The organism is Shewanella oncorhynchi (assembly GCF_012584455.1).
Classification (GTDB): Bacteria; Pseudomonadota; Gammaproteobacteria; order Enterobacterales; family Shewanellaceae; genus Shewanella; species Shewanella oncorhynchi.
This window is the reverse complement of record NZ_JABAEB010000005.1, coordinates 190,532-207,855: the sequence shown is the minus strand read 5'-3', so window position 1 is coordinate 207,855 and position 17,324 is coordinate 190,532. Positions and strand designations below refer to the sequence as shown.

General features: G+C 45.0%; 16 protein-coding genes and 1 pseudogene. 7 read left to right on the top strand and 10 right to left on the bottom strand.

The annotated features are described in order from the left end of the window. Positions 1 to 21: 21 nt before the first annotated feature. The 3 genes from HGO26_RS09690 to tkt form a co-directional block, all read right to left on the bottom strand. Positions 22 to 1,197 carry a phosphoglycerate kinase gene (locus tag HGO26_RS09690; protein ID WP_168824858.1) on the bottom strand — a complete coding sequence of 392 codons (1,176 nt, stop codon included), beginning with the start codon at positions 1,195 to 1,197 and terminating at the stop codon, positions 22 to 24. 135 nt (positions 1,198 to 1,332) lie between these two features. Then, on the bottom strand, positions 1,333 to 2,349 hold the full coding sequence (gene epd / locus HGO26_RS09685; RefSeq protein ID WP_105250098.1) for an erythrose-4-phosphate dehydrogenase: 1,017 nt from the start codon (positions 2,347 to 2,349) through the stop codon (positions 1,333 to 1,335). A 116-nt stretch (positions 2,350 to 2,465) separates the two neighbouring features. After that, positions 2,466 to 4,460, bottom strand: coding sequence for a transketolase (gene tkt, locus HGO26_RS09680; protein ID WP_168824856.1), 1,995 nt, complete (start codon positions 4,458 to 4,460; stop codon positions 2,466 to 2,468). Between the two features lie 445 nt (positions 4,461 to 4,905). Here tkt and metK point away from each other — a divergent pair, with 445 nt between their 5' ends. The 3 genes and pseudogenes from metK to HGO26_RS09665 all read left to right on the top strand — a co-directional run. Next, positions 4,906 to 6,057, top strand: coding sequence for a methionine adenosyltransferase (metK, locus tag HGO26_RS09675; RefSeq protein WP_168824854.1), 1,152 nt, complete (start codon positions 4,906 to 4,908; stop codon positions 6,055 to 6,057). Between the two features lie 155 nt (positions 6,058 to 6,212). Continuing rightward, positions 6,213 to 6,698, top strand: a complete 486-nt coding sequence (locus HGO26_RS09670; RefSeq protein ID WP_168824852.1) for a hypothetical protein — start codon at positions 6,213 to 6,215, stop codon at positions 6,696 to 6,698. Between the two features lie 77 nt (positions 6,699 to 6,775). Next, positions 6,776 to 7,101: pseudogene (locus tag HGO26_RS09665) on the top strand (transposase); the annotation flags it as partial. A 116-nt stretch (positions 7,102 to 7,217) separates the two neighbouring features. Here the strand turns inward: HGO26_RS09665 and HGO26_RS09660 are convergent. Continuing rightward, the gene (locus HGO26_RS09660) at positions 7,218 to 9,632 is read right to left on the bottom strand and encodes a TonB-dependent receptor domain-containing protein (protein WP_168824849.1); all 2,415 of its coding nucleotides are present in this window, start codon (positions 9,630 to 9,632) and stop codon (positions 7,218 to 7,220) included. 159 nt (positions 9,633 to 9,791) lie between these two features. Between HGO26_RS09660 and HGO26_RS09655 the strand changes: the two genes are divergently transcribed. Then, positions 9,792 to 10,196, top strand: a complete 405-nt coding sequence (locus HGO26_RS09655) for a GNAT family N-acetyltransferase (RefSeq protein WP_168824848.1) — start codon at positions 9,792 to 9,794, stop codon at positions 10,194 to 10,196. A 37-nt stretch (positions 10,197 to 10,233) separates the two neighbouring features. Here HGO26_RS09655 and HGO26_RS09650 read toward each other — a convergent pair whose 3' ends face one another. Further along, positions 10,234 to 10,584, bottom strand: a complete 351-nt coding sequence (locus HGO26_RS09650; protein WP_168824846.1) for a hypothetical protein — start codon at positions 10,582 to 10,584, stop codon at positions 10,234 to 10,236. Between the two features lie 61 nt (positions 10,585 to 10,645). Continuing rightward, positions 10,646 to 11,188, bottom strand: coding sequence for a GNAT family N-acetyltransferase (locus HGO26_RS09645; RefSeq protein ID WP_168824844.1), 543 nt, complete (start codon positions 11,186 to 11,188; stop codon positions 10,646 to 10,648). A gap of 168 nt (positions 11,189 to 11,356) precedes the next feature. On the opposite strand from HGO26_RS09645, the gene HGO26_RS09640 reads away from it, so the two are divergent. Next, positions 11,357 to 12,373 carry a GGDEF domain-containing protein gene (locus tag HGO26_RS09640; protein ID WP_168824842.1) on the top strand — a complete coding sequence of 339 codons (1,017 nt, stop codon included), beginning with the start codon at positions 11,357 to 11,359 and terminating at the stop codon, positions 12,371 to 12,373. A 36-nt stretch (positions 12,374 to 12,409) separates the two neighbouring features. Here the strand turns inward: HGO26_RS09640 and HGO26_RS09635 are convergent, their stop codons facing one another. Continuing rightward, on the bottom strand, positions 12,410 to 12,640 hold the full coding sequence (locus HGO26_RS09635; protein WP_028759411.1) for a hypothetical protein: 231 nt from the start codon (positions 12,638 to 12,640) through the stop codon (positions 12,410 to 12,412). Between the two features lie 71 nt (positions 12,641 to 12,711). On the opposite strand from HGO26_RS09635, the gene HGO26_RS09630 reads away from it, so the two are divergent. Further along, complete coding sequence (locus tag HGO26_RS09630) at positions 12,712 to 13,128, top strand: META domain-containing protein (RefSeq protein ID WP_113939802.1); 417 nt, start codon at positions 12,712 to 12,714, stop codon at positions 13,126 to 13,128. Between the two features lie 72 nt (positions 13,129 to 13,200). On the opposite strand, the gene HGO26_RS09625 is transcribed toward HGO26_RS09630, so the two are convergent. Next, positions 13,201 to 14,535, bottom strand: a complete 1,335-nt coding sequence (locus tag HGO26_RS09625) for a dicarboxylate/amino acid:cation symporter (protein ID WP_168824840.1) — start codon at positions 14,533 to 14,535, stop codon at positions 13,201 to 13,203. A 209-nt stretch (positions 14,536 to 14,744) separates the two neighbouring features. Further along, the gene (locus HGO26_RS09620; protein WP_168825074.1) at positions 14,745 to 15,041 is read right to left on the bottom strand and encodes a hypothetical protein; all 297 of its coding nucleotides are present in this window, start codon (positions 15,039 to 15,041) and stop codon (positions 14,745 to 14,747) included. A 213-nt stretch (positions 15,042 to 15,254) separates the two neighbouring features. Between HGO26_RS09620 and HGO26_RS09615 the strand changes: the two genes are divergently transcribed. Further along, positions 15,255 to 15,698 carry a GNAT family N-acetyltransferase gene (locus tag HGO26_RS09615; protein WP_105250107.1) on the top strand — a complete coding sequence of 148 codons (444 nt, stop codon included), beginning with the start codon at positions 15,255 to 15,257 and terminating at the stop codon, positions 15,696 to 15,698. A 109-nt stretch (positions 15,699 to 15,807) separates the two neighbouring features. On the opposite strand, the gene HGO26_RS09610 is transcribed toward HGO26_RS09615, so the two are convergent. Next, the gene (locus HGO26_RS09610; protein WP_028761640.1) at positions 15,808 to 17,103 is read right to left on the bottom strand and encodes an SLC5/6 family protein; all 1,296 of its coding nucleotides are present in this window, start codon (positions 17,101 to 17,103) and stop codon (positions 15,808 to 15,810) included. Positions 17,104 to 17,324 lie beyond the last annotated feature (221 nt).

Genomic DNA, 17,324 nt, shown 5'->3' with positions numbered 1-17,324 from the left:
CGCGTTTTTTAAAACTTAATATTAAGCGCCGCGCTTTTCTAACATAGCCACAGCCGGTAATTCTTTACCTTCGAGGAACTCGAGGAAAGCACCGCCGCCAGTCGAAATGTAAGACACTTTATCGGCAATGCCGTACTTATCAACCGCAGCCAAAGTGTCACCACCGCCTGCGATAGAGAACGCTTTTGAATCAGCAATCGCTTGGGCGATACGCTTAGTACCTTCACCGAATTGGTCGAATTCGAACACGCCCACAGGGCCGTTCCATACGATAGTGCCTGCAGATTCGATGATTTTAGCCAGTGCTTCAGCGCTATCTGGACCAATATCGAAAATCATTTCGCCATCAGCGACTTCGCTAACCGATTTTAACGTTGCCGCTGCTGTTGGGCTAAACTCGCCCGCAACGACCACATCGGTCGGCACAGGAATATCGGCGCCACGGCTCTTAGCATTAGCCACTAAACGCTTAGCTTCGTCGATCAAATCCGCTTCATACAGCGATTTACCGACATTGTAGCCCGCCGCTGCAATGAAAGTATTGGCAATACCGCCGCCAACCACTAACTGATCAACTATGCCTGAAAGACTTTCTAGCACGGTCAGCTTAGTCGACACTTTAGAGCCACCGACAATCGCCACCATTGGACGCGCAGGGTTATCTAATGCCTTGCCTAAGGCATCTAATTCTTGTGCCAGTAATGGACCGGCACAGGCGATTGGAGCAAACATGCCCACGCCATGGGTCGATGCTTGGGCACGATGTGCTGTACCGAAGGCGTCCATCACATAGACATCACACAGCGCCGCCATTTTTTTCGATAAGGCTTCGTTGTTCTTACCTTCACCCACGTTGAAACGCACGTTTTCGAACACAACCACTTCACCCACGGCAACGTCAACGCCATCTAAATAATCCGTCGCTAAACGCACAGGACAAGACAGGGCTTTTGCCAAATAATCGACCACAGGTTGCATAGAATATTCAGCATTGTATTCGCCTTCAGTCGGACGACCTAAATGCGACATCACCATCACAGCCGCACCTTTTTCAAGGGCCAACTCGATAGTCGGTAGAGAGGCGCGCAGACGTGCGTCACTGGTGACGACGCCATTGCTGACAGGGACATTGAGATCTTCGCGGATAAGCACGCGCTTACCTTGTAGATCCAGATCTGACATATTGATAATTGCCATGGTAACGCTTCCTTTTATAATCAAAAAACAAACTGTTTCACACTATAGCCGGTATGAATTGACTGCCGCTCGGCGCTCGACATCCCGTCGAATTGGCATAAATTCAGTGACCCACAAGTGAATAATCTACTTTTATCAGCCTCGCTTGGCCGCGATCATCGCCAAACTCGTATCTAACATACGATTGGCAAAACCCCACTCGTTATCGCACCACAGGAGTAACTTCACCAACTGACCGGCGCTCACGCGGGTCTGGGTACCATCGACAATACTGGAGCGCGGATCATGGTTGAAATCACATGAGACTAAGGGCTCATCAGTATAGCCTAAGATGCCGTTAAATCGCCCATTGGCGGCTGATTCCAGCACCTGATTGACTGTGGCAATATCGACGGTTTTTTCTAAGGTCACGGACAAATCGATGGCGGTCACGTTGATGGTGGGCACGCGCACCGAAATCGCCTCAAACTTATTTTTCATGTGCGGCAAGATCCGCTCAATGCCGCGGGCAAGTTTAGTGTCGACAGGGATAATCGATTGGCCAGCGGCGCGGGTACGACGCAAATCATCATGATAAGCATCAATCACTTGCTGATCGTTCATCGCCGAATGGATAGTGGTAATCGCACCGCTTTTAACGCCGAAGTGGCGGTCAAGCACATCGATCACTGGCACGATACAGTTTGTGGTGCAAGAAGCGTTGGACACCACAGTGTGTTCGGCGCGGAGTAAATCGTGGTTTACACCATAGACAATCGTGCCATCGACATCGGCTGAGGATGGATGACTTATCAGCACTTGTTTAGCGCCGGCGTGAATATGGGCTTCGCAGCTTTGACGATCGACTAATACGCCTGTGGCTTCATAGACAATGTCGATGTCCATCTCGTGCCAAGGGAGTTTTGCCGGATCGGGCTCGTGGAGGATTTTTATCGCATCGTCGCCAATCAGCATATGATCATCAACAAGCTTCACTTTATGCGCAAACCGACCGTGGGTGGTGTCGTACTGGGTCAGATGAATAATGGCTTCAGGTTTAGCTAATTCATTAATCGCGACAATCTGCATTTGCTGCCGTTTTCCAGACTCATATAAAGCTCGGAGAATAGAGCGGCCGATACGGCCATAACCATTGATAGCGACTCGGATCATTGAGGTCTCAATTTCCTCTTAATACAAAAACGGCCTGCAAACGATTGCAGGCCGCATTATACAGATTAACACTTAAAAAGTTTAACCTTTTGTATTGAATCTAATCCCTTGAGCGATTAGCCCAATGATTTTGCAGCATTCAGCACATTTTCAACGGTGAAACCGAAGTGATTCAATAGCACGTTACCCGGCGCAGACTCACCAAATGTGGTCATGCCCACAACTGTGCCTTCAAACCCGACGTACTTGTACCAGAAATCGGTATGCGCCGCTTCAATAGCCACACGTTTAGTCACAGCACGTGGTAATACAGATTCTTTATACGCGGCATCTTGCTTATCGAACTCAGTTGTCGATGGCATAGAGACGACGCGAACGTGTTTACCTTGCTCAGTCAGTGCAGCGGCTGCATCCATTGCCAATTGTACTTCGCTACCAGTTGCGATCAGGATCAGTTCTGGTGTACCCGCACAGTCTTGCAGTACATAAGCACCTTTAGCCACATTAGCTAATTGCTCAGCGGTACGCGCTTGAGCTTTCAGGTTTTGACGGCTGAAGATCAGTGACGTAGGTGCATTACGGCGCTCAATCGCAGCTTTCCAAGAAACTGCCGTTTCTGCCGCATCACATGGACGCCATACGGCCATATTTGGCGTCATACGCAGGTTAGCTAATTGCTCAACTGGTTGATGCGTTGGGCCATCTTCACCTTGACCGATAGAGTCATGGGTATAAACGAAGATGTTTTGAATACCCATCAGCGCCGACATACGGACTGCGTTACGGGCGTATTCCATGAACATCATGAACGTTGCGCCGTAGTTGATGAAACCACCATGCAGCGAAGCACCGTTCATAATGCCGCTCATGCCGAATTCACGCACGCCGTAGTAAATGTAGTTACCAGCTGGATCGTCTTGAATACCTTTAGAACCTGACCACAGTGTCAAGTTAGAACCCGCTAAGTCAGCAGAGCCGCCTAACAGTTCAGGCAACATAGCGCCAAATGCACCGATAGCATTTTGTGACGCTTTACGGCTCGCAATCCCTTCGGCTTTGTCCTGTGATGCTTGAATAAATGCCTGCGCTTTTTCTTCGAAATCAGCAGGTAATTCACCTTTCAGTACACGGCGCTCGTATTCAGCAGCCAGTTCTGGGTGAGCTGCGCTATAAGCTGCAAACTTCTCGTTCCACGCTGCTTCACGGGCCGCACCAGCTTCTTTGGCATCCCAACCGGCATAAACATCAGCAGGGATTTCAAATGGTGCATGTGGCCAGCCAAGGAATTCACGGGCGGCTGCGATTTCTGCATCGCCTAGTGGCGCGCCGTGACAATCGTGGCTGCCAGATTTGTTGGGTGAACCAAAACCGATAATGGTTTTGCAGCAAATCATGGTTGGTTTATCGGTAACGGCTTTAGCCGCTTCGATAGCAGCACGGATTGCCGCGCTATCGTGACCATCAACACCGGCAATCACATGCCAGCCGTAAGCTTCAAAACGTTTTGGTGTATCATCGGTGAACCAGCCTTCAACATGGCCATCGATAGAAATACCGTTGTCATCCCAAAATGCGATCAGTTTACCTAAACCTAAAGTACCGGCTAATGAACAGGCTTCGTGGGAAATACCTTCCATCAAACAGCCATCGCCGAGGAAGCAGTAAGTGTAGTGATCAACGATATCGTGACCATCACGGTTAAACTGTGCCGCTAAGGTTTTCTCAGCAATCGCCATACCAACAGCGTTGCTGATGCCCGCACCGAGTGGACCCGTTGTGGTTTCAACACCTGGGGTGTAACCGTATTCTGGGTGACCCGGGGTTTTAGAATGCAATTGACGGAACTGTTTAAGCTCTTCAATTGGTAATTCATAACCAGTCAGGTGAAGTAAAGAGTAAATCAGCATTGAACCGTGACCGTTAGAGAGGATAAAACGATCTCTATCTACCCATTTCGGATTGTTCGGGTTGTGCTTAAGGAAATCATTCCACAGCACTTCAGCAATATCTGCCATACCCATTGGGGCGCCGGGATGGCCTGAATTTGCTTTTTGAACTGCATCCATACTTAACGCACGGATTGCGTTTGCGAGTACTTTACGGGAAGACATGCTCTCTCCTGCTTGTTTGTGGGGTCTAGCGGGCAATTTGGATGCATATTTTCCCCTACATGCCAGTGTGACGCAAACTAAAATTACCATTCACTCAGCAAAAGATGGGCGAATATGTACCCAAACAACCTGAAGATGCAGGATTCAGGTCGCTTGGGTATACAAGTCGCAGAAACAAGCCGGTCACTTTGCTCGCGTTTACTTGAGAGGGCATAGCAAGGATCACTTGTAATGGAGAAATAAATTTCTCAAAAACATAGCAAACTTAATACTATGAAATATAAGAAAAATAACCTATTTATGACTGAGCGTAGTCGTTTTCAGGTCACAATCTGAGAGGATTTTTTATTATCGGGGGTGATCGGCAATCGGATTTAAACTAAAATAGCCGTCTAGATGTAGATGCTTCTACACGTTTGAATGCTAACGACGAGATTTTCCTACTATGGCAAAGCACTTGTTTACTTCTGAGTCGGTCTCAGAAGGTCATCCCGATAAGATTGCAGATCAGATTTCTGATGCTGTGCTAGATGCAATTCTGGCTCAAGATCCAAAAGCACGCGTAGCGTGTGAAACTTATGTCAAAACCGGCATGGTATTAGTGGGTGGTGAAGTCACTACCTCTGCCTGGGTTGATATTGAAGAAATCACCCGTAAAACGGTGCGTGAAATTGGTTATATCCATTCAGATATGGGGTTTGATGCAGACTCGTGCGCAGTATTAAACGCCATTGGTAAGCAATCACCCGACATTAATCAAGGTGTAGACCGCGCAGACCCTGCAGAGCAAGGTGCTGGCGATCAAGGGTTAATGTTTGGCTATGCCAACAACGAAACCGATATTCTGATGCCTGCACCTATCACCTATGCCCACGCATTAGTGAAACGTCAGTCTGAAGTCCGTAAAAATGGCACGCTACCTTGGTTACGCCCAGATGCGAAAAGCCAAGTCACTTTTGCCTATGATGATGGCAAAATTGTCGGTATCGATGCAGTCGTGTTATCGACTCAGCACAGAGATGACGTTTCACAAGCCGACTTAATTGAAGGTGTGATGGAAACCATCATCAAGCCAGTGTTACCGGCTCAATGGTTAAACAAAGATACTAAGTTCTTTATCAACCCAACTGGCCGTTTTGTTATCGGTGGTCCAGTAGGCGATTGCGGCTTAACGGGTCGTAAGATCATCGTTGACACCTACGGCGGCATGGCCCGTCATGGTGGTGGCGCATTCTCTGGTAAAGATCCATCAAAAGTGGATCGTAGCGCGGCATATGCTGCCCGTTATGTGGCAAAAAACATAGTTGCAGCAGGTCTTGCTGATCGCTGTGAAATCCAAGTGTCTTACGCAATTGGTGTGGCAGAGCCTACCTCTATCAGCATCGAGACCTTCGGTACCGGTAAAGTATCTGAAGAAGTGCTGATCAAGTTAGTACGTCAACACTTTGAACTGCGCCCATACGGTTTAACGGCCATGCTAGATTTAGCACGTCCAATTTATCAAGCGACCGCCGCTTATGGCCACTTTGGTCGCAGCGAATTCCCATGGGAAGCGACTGATAAAGCCGAAATATTACGTGCTGACGCGGGTCTATAGTCTTAATTCATTTCAATTTTTACACTTAAGACCCATAAAAAACCGCTACCCAGCGGTTTTTTTATGTCTGACATTTAGTTAGATTAATAGTGCTAAGACAAATATGGCAAGATAAAAAGCAGCATATACACAGACCATTAGAGTGCACTGATCCCATGACCGATAACGCCATCTTATTACAGCAACTTCAATCTTGTGCATGGGCAGCCAACGTAGGTCTGCCAGAGGAAACAGCAAAGACATACGGTACATTAGAGGAGATCGCCGCTTTTCTTGAATCCGATCCTGAAGCCTTTTTTGAAACACCTTACGAAATCCACTATGAAAGCCTGTGTGTAACTGATCATGACTTGGCAAATTCGTTAAAAACAAAGGCAGTAGTAAATGATGTGCATGCTTGGATTTCTGACAGCGAAGTCGATGAAATGTCTAAGTCAGCTTACCTCTCCACTTGGAAAATTATTCCCGTTGCAGAAATATGCGCGCTGACATCCGATGACGCTAATACGCTCGCAACACTGCTACTAGCTGACGTTAAACTTTCAGCCTTTACGAGTGAACGCCTATTTTGGTATCTCTGTGGAAGAATACCCTTTGGTTATATTGGTACTTACCCAAACGGGCAATGGCTGATACTTTAGACTTATACGCTAGCACCTTTAATGTTTCTGACTTCATCTAGGATCTATTGAGCTTTCGAGAATGATTTTTAGAGAGCATGCCAAGATTGATACTAACCAATGCACGCAGGGAAACGCTATTTCATTTAATGAACAGCACAGGCCATGTTTATGATAAACCTGAACATAGACAAACATTCGAAGGCATTCTTTACCGCCTTCTAGCAGGCCCCCCTTAGCAAGATTGACCCAAAGAGTTGGGCCATTGGAGTACGGTTTTTAGAGGGTTTCATTTATGGTCTAAAAAGACATTCAGGCCTATTTACTCAAAGCTTTAGTGAAAATGGCCGACACGGAATGGGTCTTTATTGATGGCTCGATAGTGCGGACTCTCCAGCACAGTGCAGGTGCACTGAGTAATGAGTAATGAGAGTTACCCTATTGTTTAATTGATAGTGGATACCTTTATCAAACGGGTAACTCTCAGTTTTATCTATCGCCCATGAATATCAAATAATGACTAATGCACAGAGTATTAGTTTAGAAACGTACATTCATACCAACCCAGAAGTTACGGGCCTTATCTTTGTTATTAAAATCATCAACGTAAGATGCTGTGTATCCGTTTTGGCCATTGTCGTCAGAGACACAAGTTGTGCTAGTGTCACTACATTCGGTGAAGACAATATCGTATGAAGTAAAATCTTTATCAAACAAGTTATTTACTCGCATGTTGAAGGTGACAAACTCACTCGCCTGATAAGAACCACCAAGATGGAACACGTTATAACCCTTATAGTAGAGTGCAGCATCATTAATGATATCCCAAGAGCGATAACGTTTAGCACGGTATTCAGAGGTCAAGAATACGTTAAATGAGTCGGTCAACTCCCATTTTAATGTCGCGTTTGCCATATGCTTGGCACTGTTGCCGAGTGGACGGCCTTGCTCTGCACCGCTTTTCTGCTCGCTATCTGTGTAGGTATAATTAGCATTTAACGTTAAGGCATCTAGAATTTCCCAACGTCCCGCGAGCTCAGCACCTTGAATAGTAACTTTATCTATGTTGACTGTTTTGCTACTGACTGCATAACCTAAATCAGCATATTCACCCGCATCGGAACATTCTATGCTCGTACCTTTACCACAGGGTTGTGAAGCAATCTTATCGTCAAAGTCATTTTTAAAGATAGTGACGTTAAAATTATGGCCATCTGGATGAGACCAATACAAGGCGACTTCGCTGGACACACTGGTTTCAGCTTCGAGATCTGGGTTACCAAATTGCGGTGAGGTTCCTTGGCCACCAAAGCCAACGACACCATCATACAATTGTGTGGTTTTAGGTGTTTTAAAACCTGTGCTCACCCCACCTTTTACTGTCCACTCATTATTAATGATGTAAACACCGTATAGACGTGGGCTGAGTTGGTTGCCAAATATTTCATGATCATCATGACGTAAACCCGCAGTAACAGATAAATCAGAGGTCATGCTCCAGGTATCTTCAGCAAAAACAGACCACATATTGTGTTCTTGTACTGCGCCAGGCGTACCTTCTTCCATACCAAATACACCGTCTTTCAACTCACCACGAATCACCTGCGCACCCGTCACTGCGACATGATTTCCTGCAGCTTCAAATGGAATATCGAGTTTCATATCAAGCGTATATTGATTACTTGCCATTTCGCGTTTAGGTCTAGGCAGGAAAGTGGATTCAGCAATCGCTTTACGTTCGGCTTCAGTCATGCCGGTGTAATCCCCTTTACCATCAATCATCTGCAGTAGTAATACTCGTTCAGCAGTGGTAAATGGCAGTGTGCGGCCATTATTTTGTGTGTCTACATAGGATAGTGACACAAAGCTTGTACCAAAATCCCAAGCACCTTCATGCGTTAACGCCCAAGCATCACGGGTAAATTTTTGAGTCTCGCTGTAACCCGCTCGCGGATTTGATCGTCTTGCCCATTCACCACCGCTGGCTAGACAAGCAGCCTCACGGGAACCTACACCGCCTTTGCAGAAGTTACTGGCAATCCAGAGACTATCGATATTATCAACAGTACCAAGCGGATACTCTCGTTCACCGTTATCATTGATCAGTGGCGTATTATCATAATCTTGAGATGAGGAATCTAAATCAAACCAAATTTTGTGATGTTCATTTAGTGTCCAACTTAAACTCCCACCTAACATATGATTTTCGTTATCGACGGTTTTACCGCCACCACCAAAACCGAGTGAACGAGTGCGTACTTCTCCATTAGGATAATCTACTGGTGCGTACTCTGGTGTAGACCCCATTCGATCATAAATACTGCCATGAATCGATAACCCAAGAACGCCTTTAATGAGGGGACCCATCACGCTGAAATCGGTAGTGATATCTTCGCCATAGGCATCATTGGTTTGATGAGTTCGGCTGTGAGTGATAGAGCCAGACCATTCGTCGCCCACTTTTTTAGTGATGATGTTCACCACACCACCTAAAGCATCTGCACCGTATAACGTTGATGCTGGCCCACGAATAACTTCAATTCGATCAATAGCATCAAGTGGTGGTACATGACCAAATTGATTGCCACCAAAACTGTTTGGATAAATATCACCATGGTTATTCTGACGCTTACCATCGACAAGGATTAAGGTATAGTCAGATCCCATACCGCGTAGACTGATGGTACCTTGCCCTGTTTTATCACGGGTTTCACCAATATCAACCCCCTCCAAGTCACGCACTGCATCTAGGAGAGTGGTATAAGGTTTTATCATCAAATCTTCTTGGGTGATAACAGAAATACTGGCAGGTGCATCAACCAATTTCTGTTCATATCCAGAGGCAGTAACAACCATAACTTCCATTTTTCTGTCGGGAGCCTCTTCGGCTTGGACAAAATTACCCGCAAATACAGCGGTAATGGCAACTGCCAAGCAAGTTTGACGAAATAACATAAACCTCTCCTGTTTAGTAAACTTAGTTTACAAATGCAACCTATAAATGATTTCGCGAATGATAATAATTAACATTAGCAAGATCAATCAAAAGTTGAATACAACAGAAATAACATTTACGTTTTATAAAGTAATCACATTCCAGAAAGAGTTTTTGATATGAACTTTGAAGTTATTAGTGAAGAAAATATCGCGATTGTGGATGCGCTGGTAGACGGCGTTCGGCAATATAATGCTGGGCTCTTAGGACCCGAGAAATCAGTACCTTTGACTGTCATTGCACGTGATGAAGCTGGCAAGTTGATTGGTGGTGTGGGTGGCCGAACTATCTATAAAAACTTCTTAATCAATGTCGTCTGGGTTGATGACCAAACCAGAGGCACAGGGCTTGGGCGTAAACTGATGGCACTTGCAGAAGCAGAGGCGAAACAACGCGGTTGCCTAGTAGCCCAAGTGGATACCTTATCGATTCAAGCCCCAGTATTCTATGAGAAACAAGGTTTTGAGATCATAGGCACAGTCACCACAACCCCTGAGCGCTACTTTCTAATGAAGAAATATTAATCAAAAAACGATTGAGATACAGGCTGAATAAGCGCACTTAGCAATGATCGAAATGGGCATTTTGCATGCAGAGTAGACCAATTTGCTCTTGGGATAAAATGGCGCACTCTAGCGCCTTTTTCGTATTCGTGCGGCTGACTTGCGCATCGCTCAGTTGCGTTATCGTCGCAGAATAGGCATTGATTCGGCCACAATCGAGCCAAATATCTCCTACTTCTACCCAATAATGCTGTGCTTGCCCTGAATCGGAAGCAAACTCGACTTCAAATCCCCTCGCCTCACACCCATGGTGAGCGCACTCAGATAAGCCCAATCTCAAGTTGTCCCAAGCCGATAAATTGACCTTGGCATAAGTCGCTAATAATGACTCAACAAATTGCACATGCATGTATTTATCTCCGTTATTGATATCAGTAGAGATTTAACCCTTAATTCTTATCGTCGAACAACTAAGCTTGGGTCTTTGCCGCCATTAAATAATAATCCCTTGCAGAAACGGTGAAAAAATCCACAACCTGCATGTGCGCTTTACCCGAGTGAGCGGCAAAGGAACGTTCATTATCTTCAGCAATAAAGGTCAACATATAGCTAAAATGCGGAGCAACTTGGCGACGAATTTCACGGACTAATGCCTCGAAAATCCCTTGCCCACGGTAGGCTTGCTGCACCCATATCGGCCCGTATTGGCAAGAATTGACCTTAGTTAATTTAGGTCCATCCCAATCGAGTTGCCCCAAACGATTCAACAAAGTGCGGTAAATGGGCCAATGTTCGAAAAATCCCCAACGGCCTGCAATCACGTAACCGACGATCTGCTGCTCAACCTGCGCCACCACGACCCAATGGTGCTGCACTAATTCGCTCAATTCACTGTGGGAAAAAGCTTGCCCTTGTAACCCCATACTGGCGGAAGCTAATTCATCATTAAGATGTTTTTTCTCTAGCATCGCTAATAAATCAACATCTTGAGGTAAGGCTAGTCTAATTTTCACAGTGTTCTCACAGCATTATTTCGGCTTTGGGCCCAATTTCAGCCCGCCAGTATACTCGGTTGGGTTAATAGGCACAGCAAGAACAAGGCAATATTTAGGGCTTTGATTTGCTAAATATCCTTTTATTTCCCAAACTTAATGGATATTTAGCCATAGTTAGGCGTTTGTATGTTGCCAGAAACCATTAATCCCAACTTGAGTTTACTTGATACCGATAATCAACAAGTGAATCTGACACGCTGGATGCACCAATGTGAGCTCATCAAAAGCTATTACAACGCCAACACGGTTTTCATATTCCAAAAAATCAGTGCAGGGTTTGAGATCATTGTCAGTTCAATCACTGAAACACCGCAATTTACCGCAGGCACTTTATATCCACCAGCACTCGAACTCTTCAAACAGATACAAAACAGCCAACCTGATGGTTTATATCAAAACCTCGGCAGCTTTATGTTAGAGGATTTACCAAGGGATTTTGATGGCATTCAGCACATTCTCTCGCGCCCTATCGCTTGGCCGGATGGTAGCCAATTTGGTGCCCTGTGTGTACTCAACCCGCATATAACAGAGCCACTGGTCAATGCCGCTATGCTCGAACCATTTCAGATTTTACTACAACAGGAATTATCCCTTCTGTGTCAGAACCATAGAATTGAATCCCTTTCGATGCGCGATCAAGAAACGGGCATGCTCAACCATTACGGCTTCTTGATGATGGCGCCAAGACAGCTCAATTTAGGCCGCCGCTTTGGCGCCCATGCAGGTATCATCTTCTTTGAATTACTGAGCACGGATAACACACCAATACCACTCGAAAATAATCACCACAGACTGTTAGGCAAGTTAATCCAAGATACGATAAGAACCGCTGACGTTGCCGCCCATTACAACAGCACTCAATTTGTGGTACTTGCTTTTGTGGATGGTGAACGGGATGTTCTACATATTATGAAGCGGGTGGAAAAACAGCTAGAACAACAAAACCATCAGCTAAAACTCGATGTGAGTTACAGTTTTTTTACCCCAGAATCCAGCGCCAAACTTGCACCTATGATGGAACTAGCACGGGGTAAACTTGATTCAATGCGCCCACCTGTACCACAAGCCGCAGACACGCCAGTAGAACCCGCCATTGACTCAAGCTTGTACGATAATCCCGCCGCAGATTCGGCAGAGCTTTGATTTAATGAAATTTAAGCTTAATTAGGCAGTACAAAATTACTTGGAATGCTCATCTTGGCGCTTCGCCCATTGTATAAACAGCACCACAGGATAGGGCGACATTAAGACCAACCCTAAACCAATCAGACTTGAGATCAATAACATGCCGCTTATCTCTAGACTCCATTGCGTCAACATATAAAACCCAAGTCCACAAACTAGCATCAATACACCTAACCAATGTAAAAACTTCAACAAATTCAGAGTACTTTTAAATGAGCCTGTCATATAAACCCCTTTAGATCTTACGAAAAACTTGTCACACTATGGCCATAATCATGGAAAAAGGAACCGCAACGATGTTAAAACAAACATTCATCTTAGGTGCATTACTCTTAGGCATCACCGCCTGCCAAAGTGCCGATATAGCCCCAAATGATACCATTCCATTAGAAGGCCGCTGGCACATTGAAATGGTCCAAGGCCAACCGACTATCGATTACAGCCCAGCGCAAATCACCTTTGAGGCCGAAGGTAAATTACATGGCAACAACAGCTGCAATAACTTTTTCGGTCAATATACTCAGCAAGGCGAAGAGCTTAAGCTATCTCCTGCCGGTAGCACAATGAAAGCCTGTGTGGATGCCCTAATGCAGCAAGAGCACAAAGTGATGCAAGCTATGCCATTAGTTACCAAAGCAAAATTAGTGCAAGGCCGACTTACCTTACTTAACAGCGACGACAAGCCAGTGTTAGTGTTAAGCCAAATGAAGTAACCATAAAACTTGTCAGCATAAAAAAACCGCCAATGGCGGTTTTTTAGTTAACGAACCAGCAATAAAAGGTCCCTATGCTTTGACACTCTTAGCCGCTGCAATTTCGAGGGCGATATTCTGTTCGGCTATTACGGCGCTTTGATCTATGTCGGCATTATAATGCGCCATATCCAGCTCATCTTCAGACTTTGCAATAACAGTCGTCGCCACTAAGTCACCGGAGACGTTTACCACAGTACGCACCATATCTAAAATACGGTCAATTCCCGCAATCAATGCCACCCCTTCTAAGGGAAGCCCTACGGTTGTAAGTACTAAAGTCAACATCACTAAACCCGCACCGGGCACTCCCGCAGTACCAATAGAGGCCAACGTCGCCGTTAAAATAATGGTGAGATAATCGACGACAGTCAGGTCGATACCAAACGCTTGTGCCACAAACAGCACTGTGACACCTTGGTATAACGCTGTGCCATCCATATTGATGGTGGTGCCTAGCGGTAACACGAAGCTAGAGATCTTCTTATGAACTCCCAAATTTTCACTCGCACACTTCATACTCACAGGAAGCGTGCCCGCAGAGCTCGACGTGGTAAACGCCACTAACATGGCATTGCTAATCCCTTTAAAAAACTGCAGCGGGCTTAACTTCGCAAATCCGCGCAGTAACAAACTATAGAATCCAATCACATGAATAATACAGCCAAGGTACACAGCAATAATGACTTTGATCAGTGGCCAGAGCATATCAATCCCATACTCCCCCGCTACCCAAGCCATTAGACCAAATACACCGTAGGGTGTGAGCTTCATCACCATGTCGGCCATTTTATACATGGCCTCAGCTAAACTTTCGAACACTTTAATTGCAGGTTTTCCATGCTCGCCAATCAGCACTAAGGCGATACCTAAAACAATCGCAAATACTATAACTTGCAAAATTTGCCCGCTTGCTAAAGCCGCAATAGGATTCGTCGGTACTATGTCGATCAAAGTATCGACTAAAGAAGGTATTTCTTTGGCAGTTTCAGCCGTGCCATCTGCCAATGACAAACCTAAACCTGCACCGGGTTGAAGAACATAACCGACAATCAAACCGATAGTGATCGCGATAGCCGTGGTAAAGAGATAAAACGCAAAAGATTTAAAACCAATACGCCCCATCTTGTTCGTATCTTGCATCGAAGTAACGCCCACAATCAGTGAGCAAAATACCAATGGCACAATCAGCATCTTAATGGAATTAACAAACAAGGTGCCTATCGGTTTTAAGTGAGTCGCTTGCTCGCCGAAGATGATGCCTACTAAAATACCTAGCACCATACCGATAACAATTTGCAGCCACAGCGGCACTGACATCCAGCGAGACCAAACACGGCCTAATGCTGACGACTTTTGTTTTGTCATATTGATAACCTTGAATTCGAAACTATGATGGGGCAAAGACCAAAACTAGCGCGCTAGTTTCTCAGTCTAAATGGGGCAATCGCCGAGTCTAGCAGAGGGGTTTTAATCGAGGGATGATCTGGGTCACGTTGAGCTAAACCGCCTTAAAATCAGTAATATTAACCAAACCAACTTTGTTAAATTGGCCGCTGAGATGTTAGTTTTCCTGCTTAAGCATCAAAATATTCTGTGATTTTTTTTGGTGCTATTTGCTGACGATAAAGCGACGCAGGCGGTTGCTCACGCTCAATCAAATAACTCCAATAATCTTCATCAAAACCACTGAAAATAAAGTCGGACTTACCGTTAGCTTTTAAGACCAACCACCACCAAACTAAACCCCATAAACCGAAGCTCAACAGCGTTAAAATAAAATGCAGAAGATGATTTATCTGTTCATCAGCAGCAATATCATAGACAGGTAAAATCTTAAGTTTATAGCGGCGAGTAGACTTAATAAATCCCATCATTAACTCACTTAGTTCAGCGAAAGGACACTAAAGATAAGCCTAGCAGATAAGACTTTAGTCGTACAAATATCCACAGTAATAAATAATATCAGTGCCTAACCTGCCACTGCCAAACTCGTTATCCCTTGTCGTTCCATGATAAAGTGAATCACAAAATGTTGTTTACTAAACAAGAGCGGTATTGCCAAATAACCGCCTAGGAGTTGTAGTATGTTGATTCGTAAAGCTAAGGCTCAAGACCTAATCGCTTTAGTGCAGTTTAATCAGGCCATGGCACAAGAAACAGAAGGCCTAGCCTTAGATGAAGCGACACTGACTCGAGGTGTGGGCACGCTACTTGAGAGCCCGCAAAAAGGGTTTTACCTGGTCGCTGAAATCGCAGGTGAGCTCGTCGGCTCACTCATGGTGACATTTGAATGGAGCGATTGGCGTGCGAAGGATTATTACTGGATCCAGAGTGTGTATATTCGCCCGAAAAATCGTCGTCAAGGCATCTATGCCAAACTCTACAGCGAAGTCAAACAACTGGCCGAAGCCAATGGTGGTGCCGCCAGCTTCCGTTTATATGTCGAGCAAGAAAACCTCGCCGCACAGCAGACCTATCAAGCGTTAGGGATGAAGCAGAGTTACTACTTAATGTACGAAGAAAAATAAGCGATTCAAATCTTATACGTAATAAAAAAGGATCGGGCCAATGGCACGATCCTTTTCTTTTTACGACTCACGATTCACATTCAAACCGCGTTTCTACTAAGATTAAAACTTAACGAAAGAAGCCAAACAGAATAGCCGTCATTGCCAATAAACCCGCTATAACCACGAAGATATTGCTGATGCGACCACGGTGCGCTTTTAATGCTGGCACTTTGTATACAGCGTACATAGGCATCAAGTACAGGATAGCCGCGATAATTGGGCCACCTAAAGCTTCAATCATATTCAAAATACTTGGGTTTTTGATTGCCACGGCCCAAATCGTCACAAACATAAACACCAGAATAAATTTGTTGATTTTTTGCTCTGAAATGCCTTTTTTATTCGTGTCTAACTGCTTAACAATAATCCCCTTCATGCCTTCTGTCGCGCCCATGTAATGGCCAAAGAAAGAAGACACAATCGCGATAAAGGCGATTAATGGACCAAAGTAGCTCACAAAACCACTTGAATGCACGTTGGCGAGATAAGACAAAATCGGTAGATTCTGAGCTTTCGCTTCGGCCAATTGTGCTGGCGATAATGACAGCACACAAGAGAACACAAACAACATCACAAAGCCCACTAACATCATGGAAGTATTACGTAAAATAACATCAGCTTTGCGAGAAGCATTCGCGCCATGGTCACGTTTCAATGACACAGAAAACTGTGAAATCGCTGGAGAATGGTTAAAGGCAAACACTAAAACTGGAATCGTTAACCAAACTGTGCCTAAAAATGCACCCGCTTCTGGTACAACGAGTAAAGCATCCATTTTCCATTCAGGGATCAGGTAGATAGACATAAAGGCCAAAATACCCACCAGCGGATACACCAGCAATTGTGTCACTTTGAGCATGAATTTCTCACCTGCGACCATTACAGCCATCATACCGAGGATCAATACACCCGATAGAATGAAGCGTGGTGGCGATGCCATGCCTAACTGATTGACGATAAAGCTATCGACAGTGTTGGTAATACCCACACCGTAAATTAATACAATCGGATAGATAGCAAAGAAATACAGTACGGTAATGGCTTTACCCGCGCCAACACCAAAATGCTCTTCAACTACTTGAGTAATGTCGCTACCAGGAATGCTTGATGAACAAACAAAACGAGATAAACCACGGTGGGCAAGATAGGTCATAGGACCGATGATCACTGCCATTAACACAAGAGGCCAAAAGCCGCCCATGCCCGCATTGATAGGTAAAAATAAAATTCCAGCGCCAACGGCAGTGCCGAACAAACTCAACATCCAAGTCGTGTCTTGGCGAGTCCAAGGTAAGTGTTTCGTTGAATCTAGATTCTGTGTGCTTTGAGGTGTTCCAAGAACACTGGTCGCATCTTTTTGCATATAAAAGTTACCTTACGGTGTGACTAGCATAATAAATTCGCGCTAAGGATAACCAAAAAAAGCCCATAAAAGTTGATCTGACACGGCTTTATGTAAGGGAATTTCATAATAAACTGATATTGAGATCTAGATCGCTGATTTAATGTAATAAGTTTTCAATGCAGCATCAAAACACATACATAAAAAGCCACTTAAAAATACAAGATATTCACCTCAAGCTA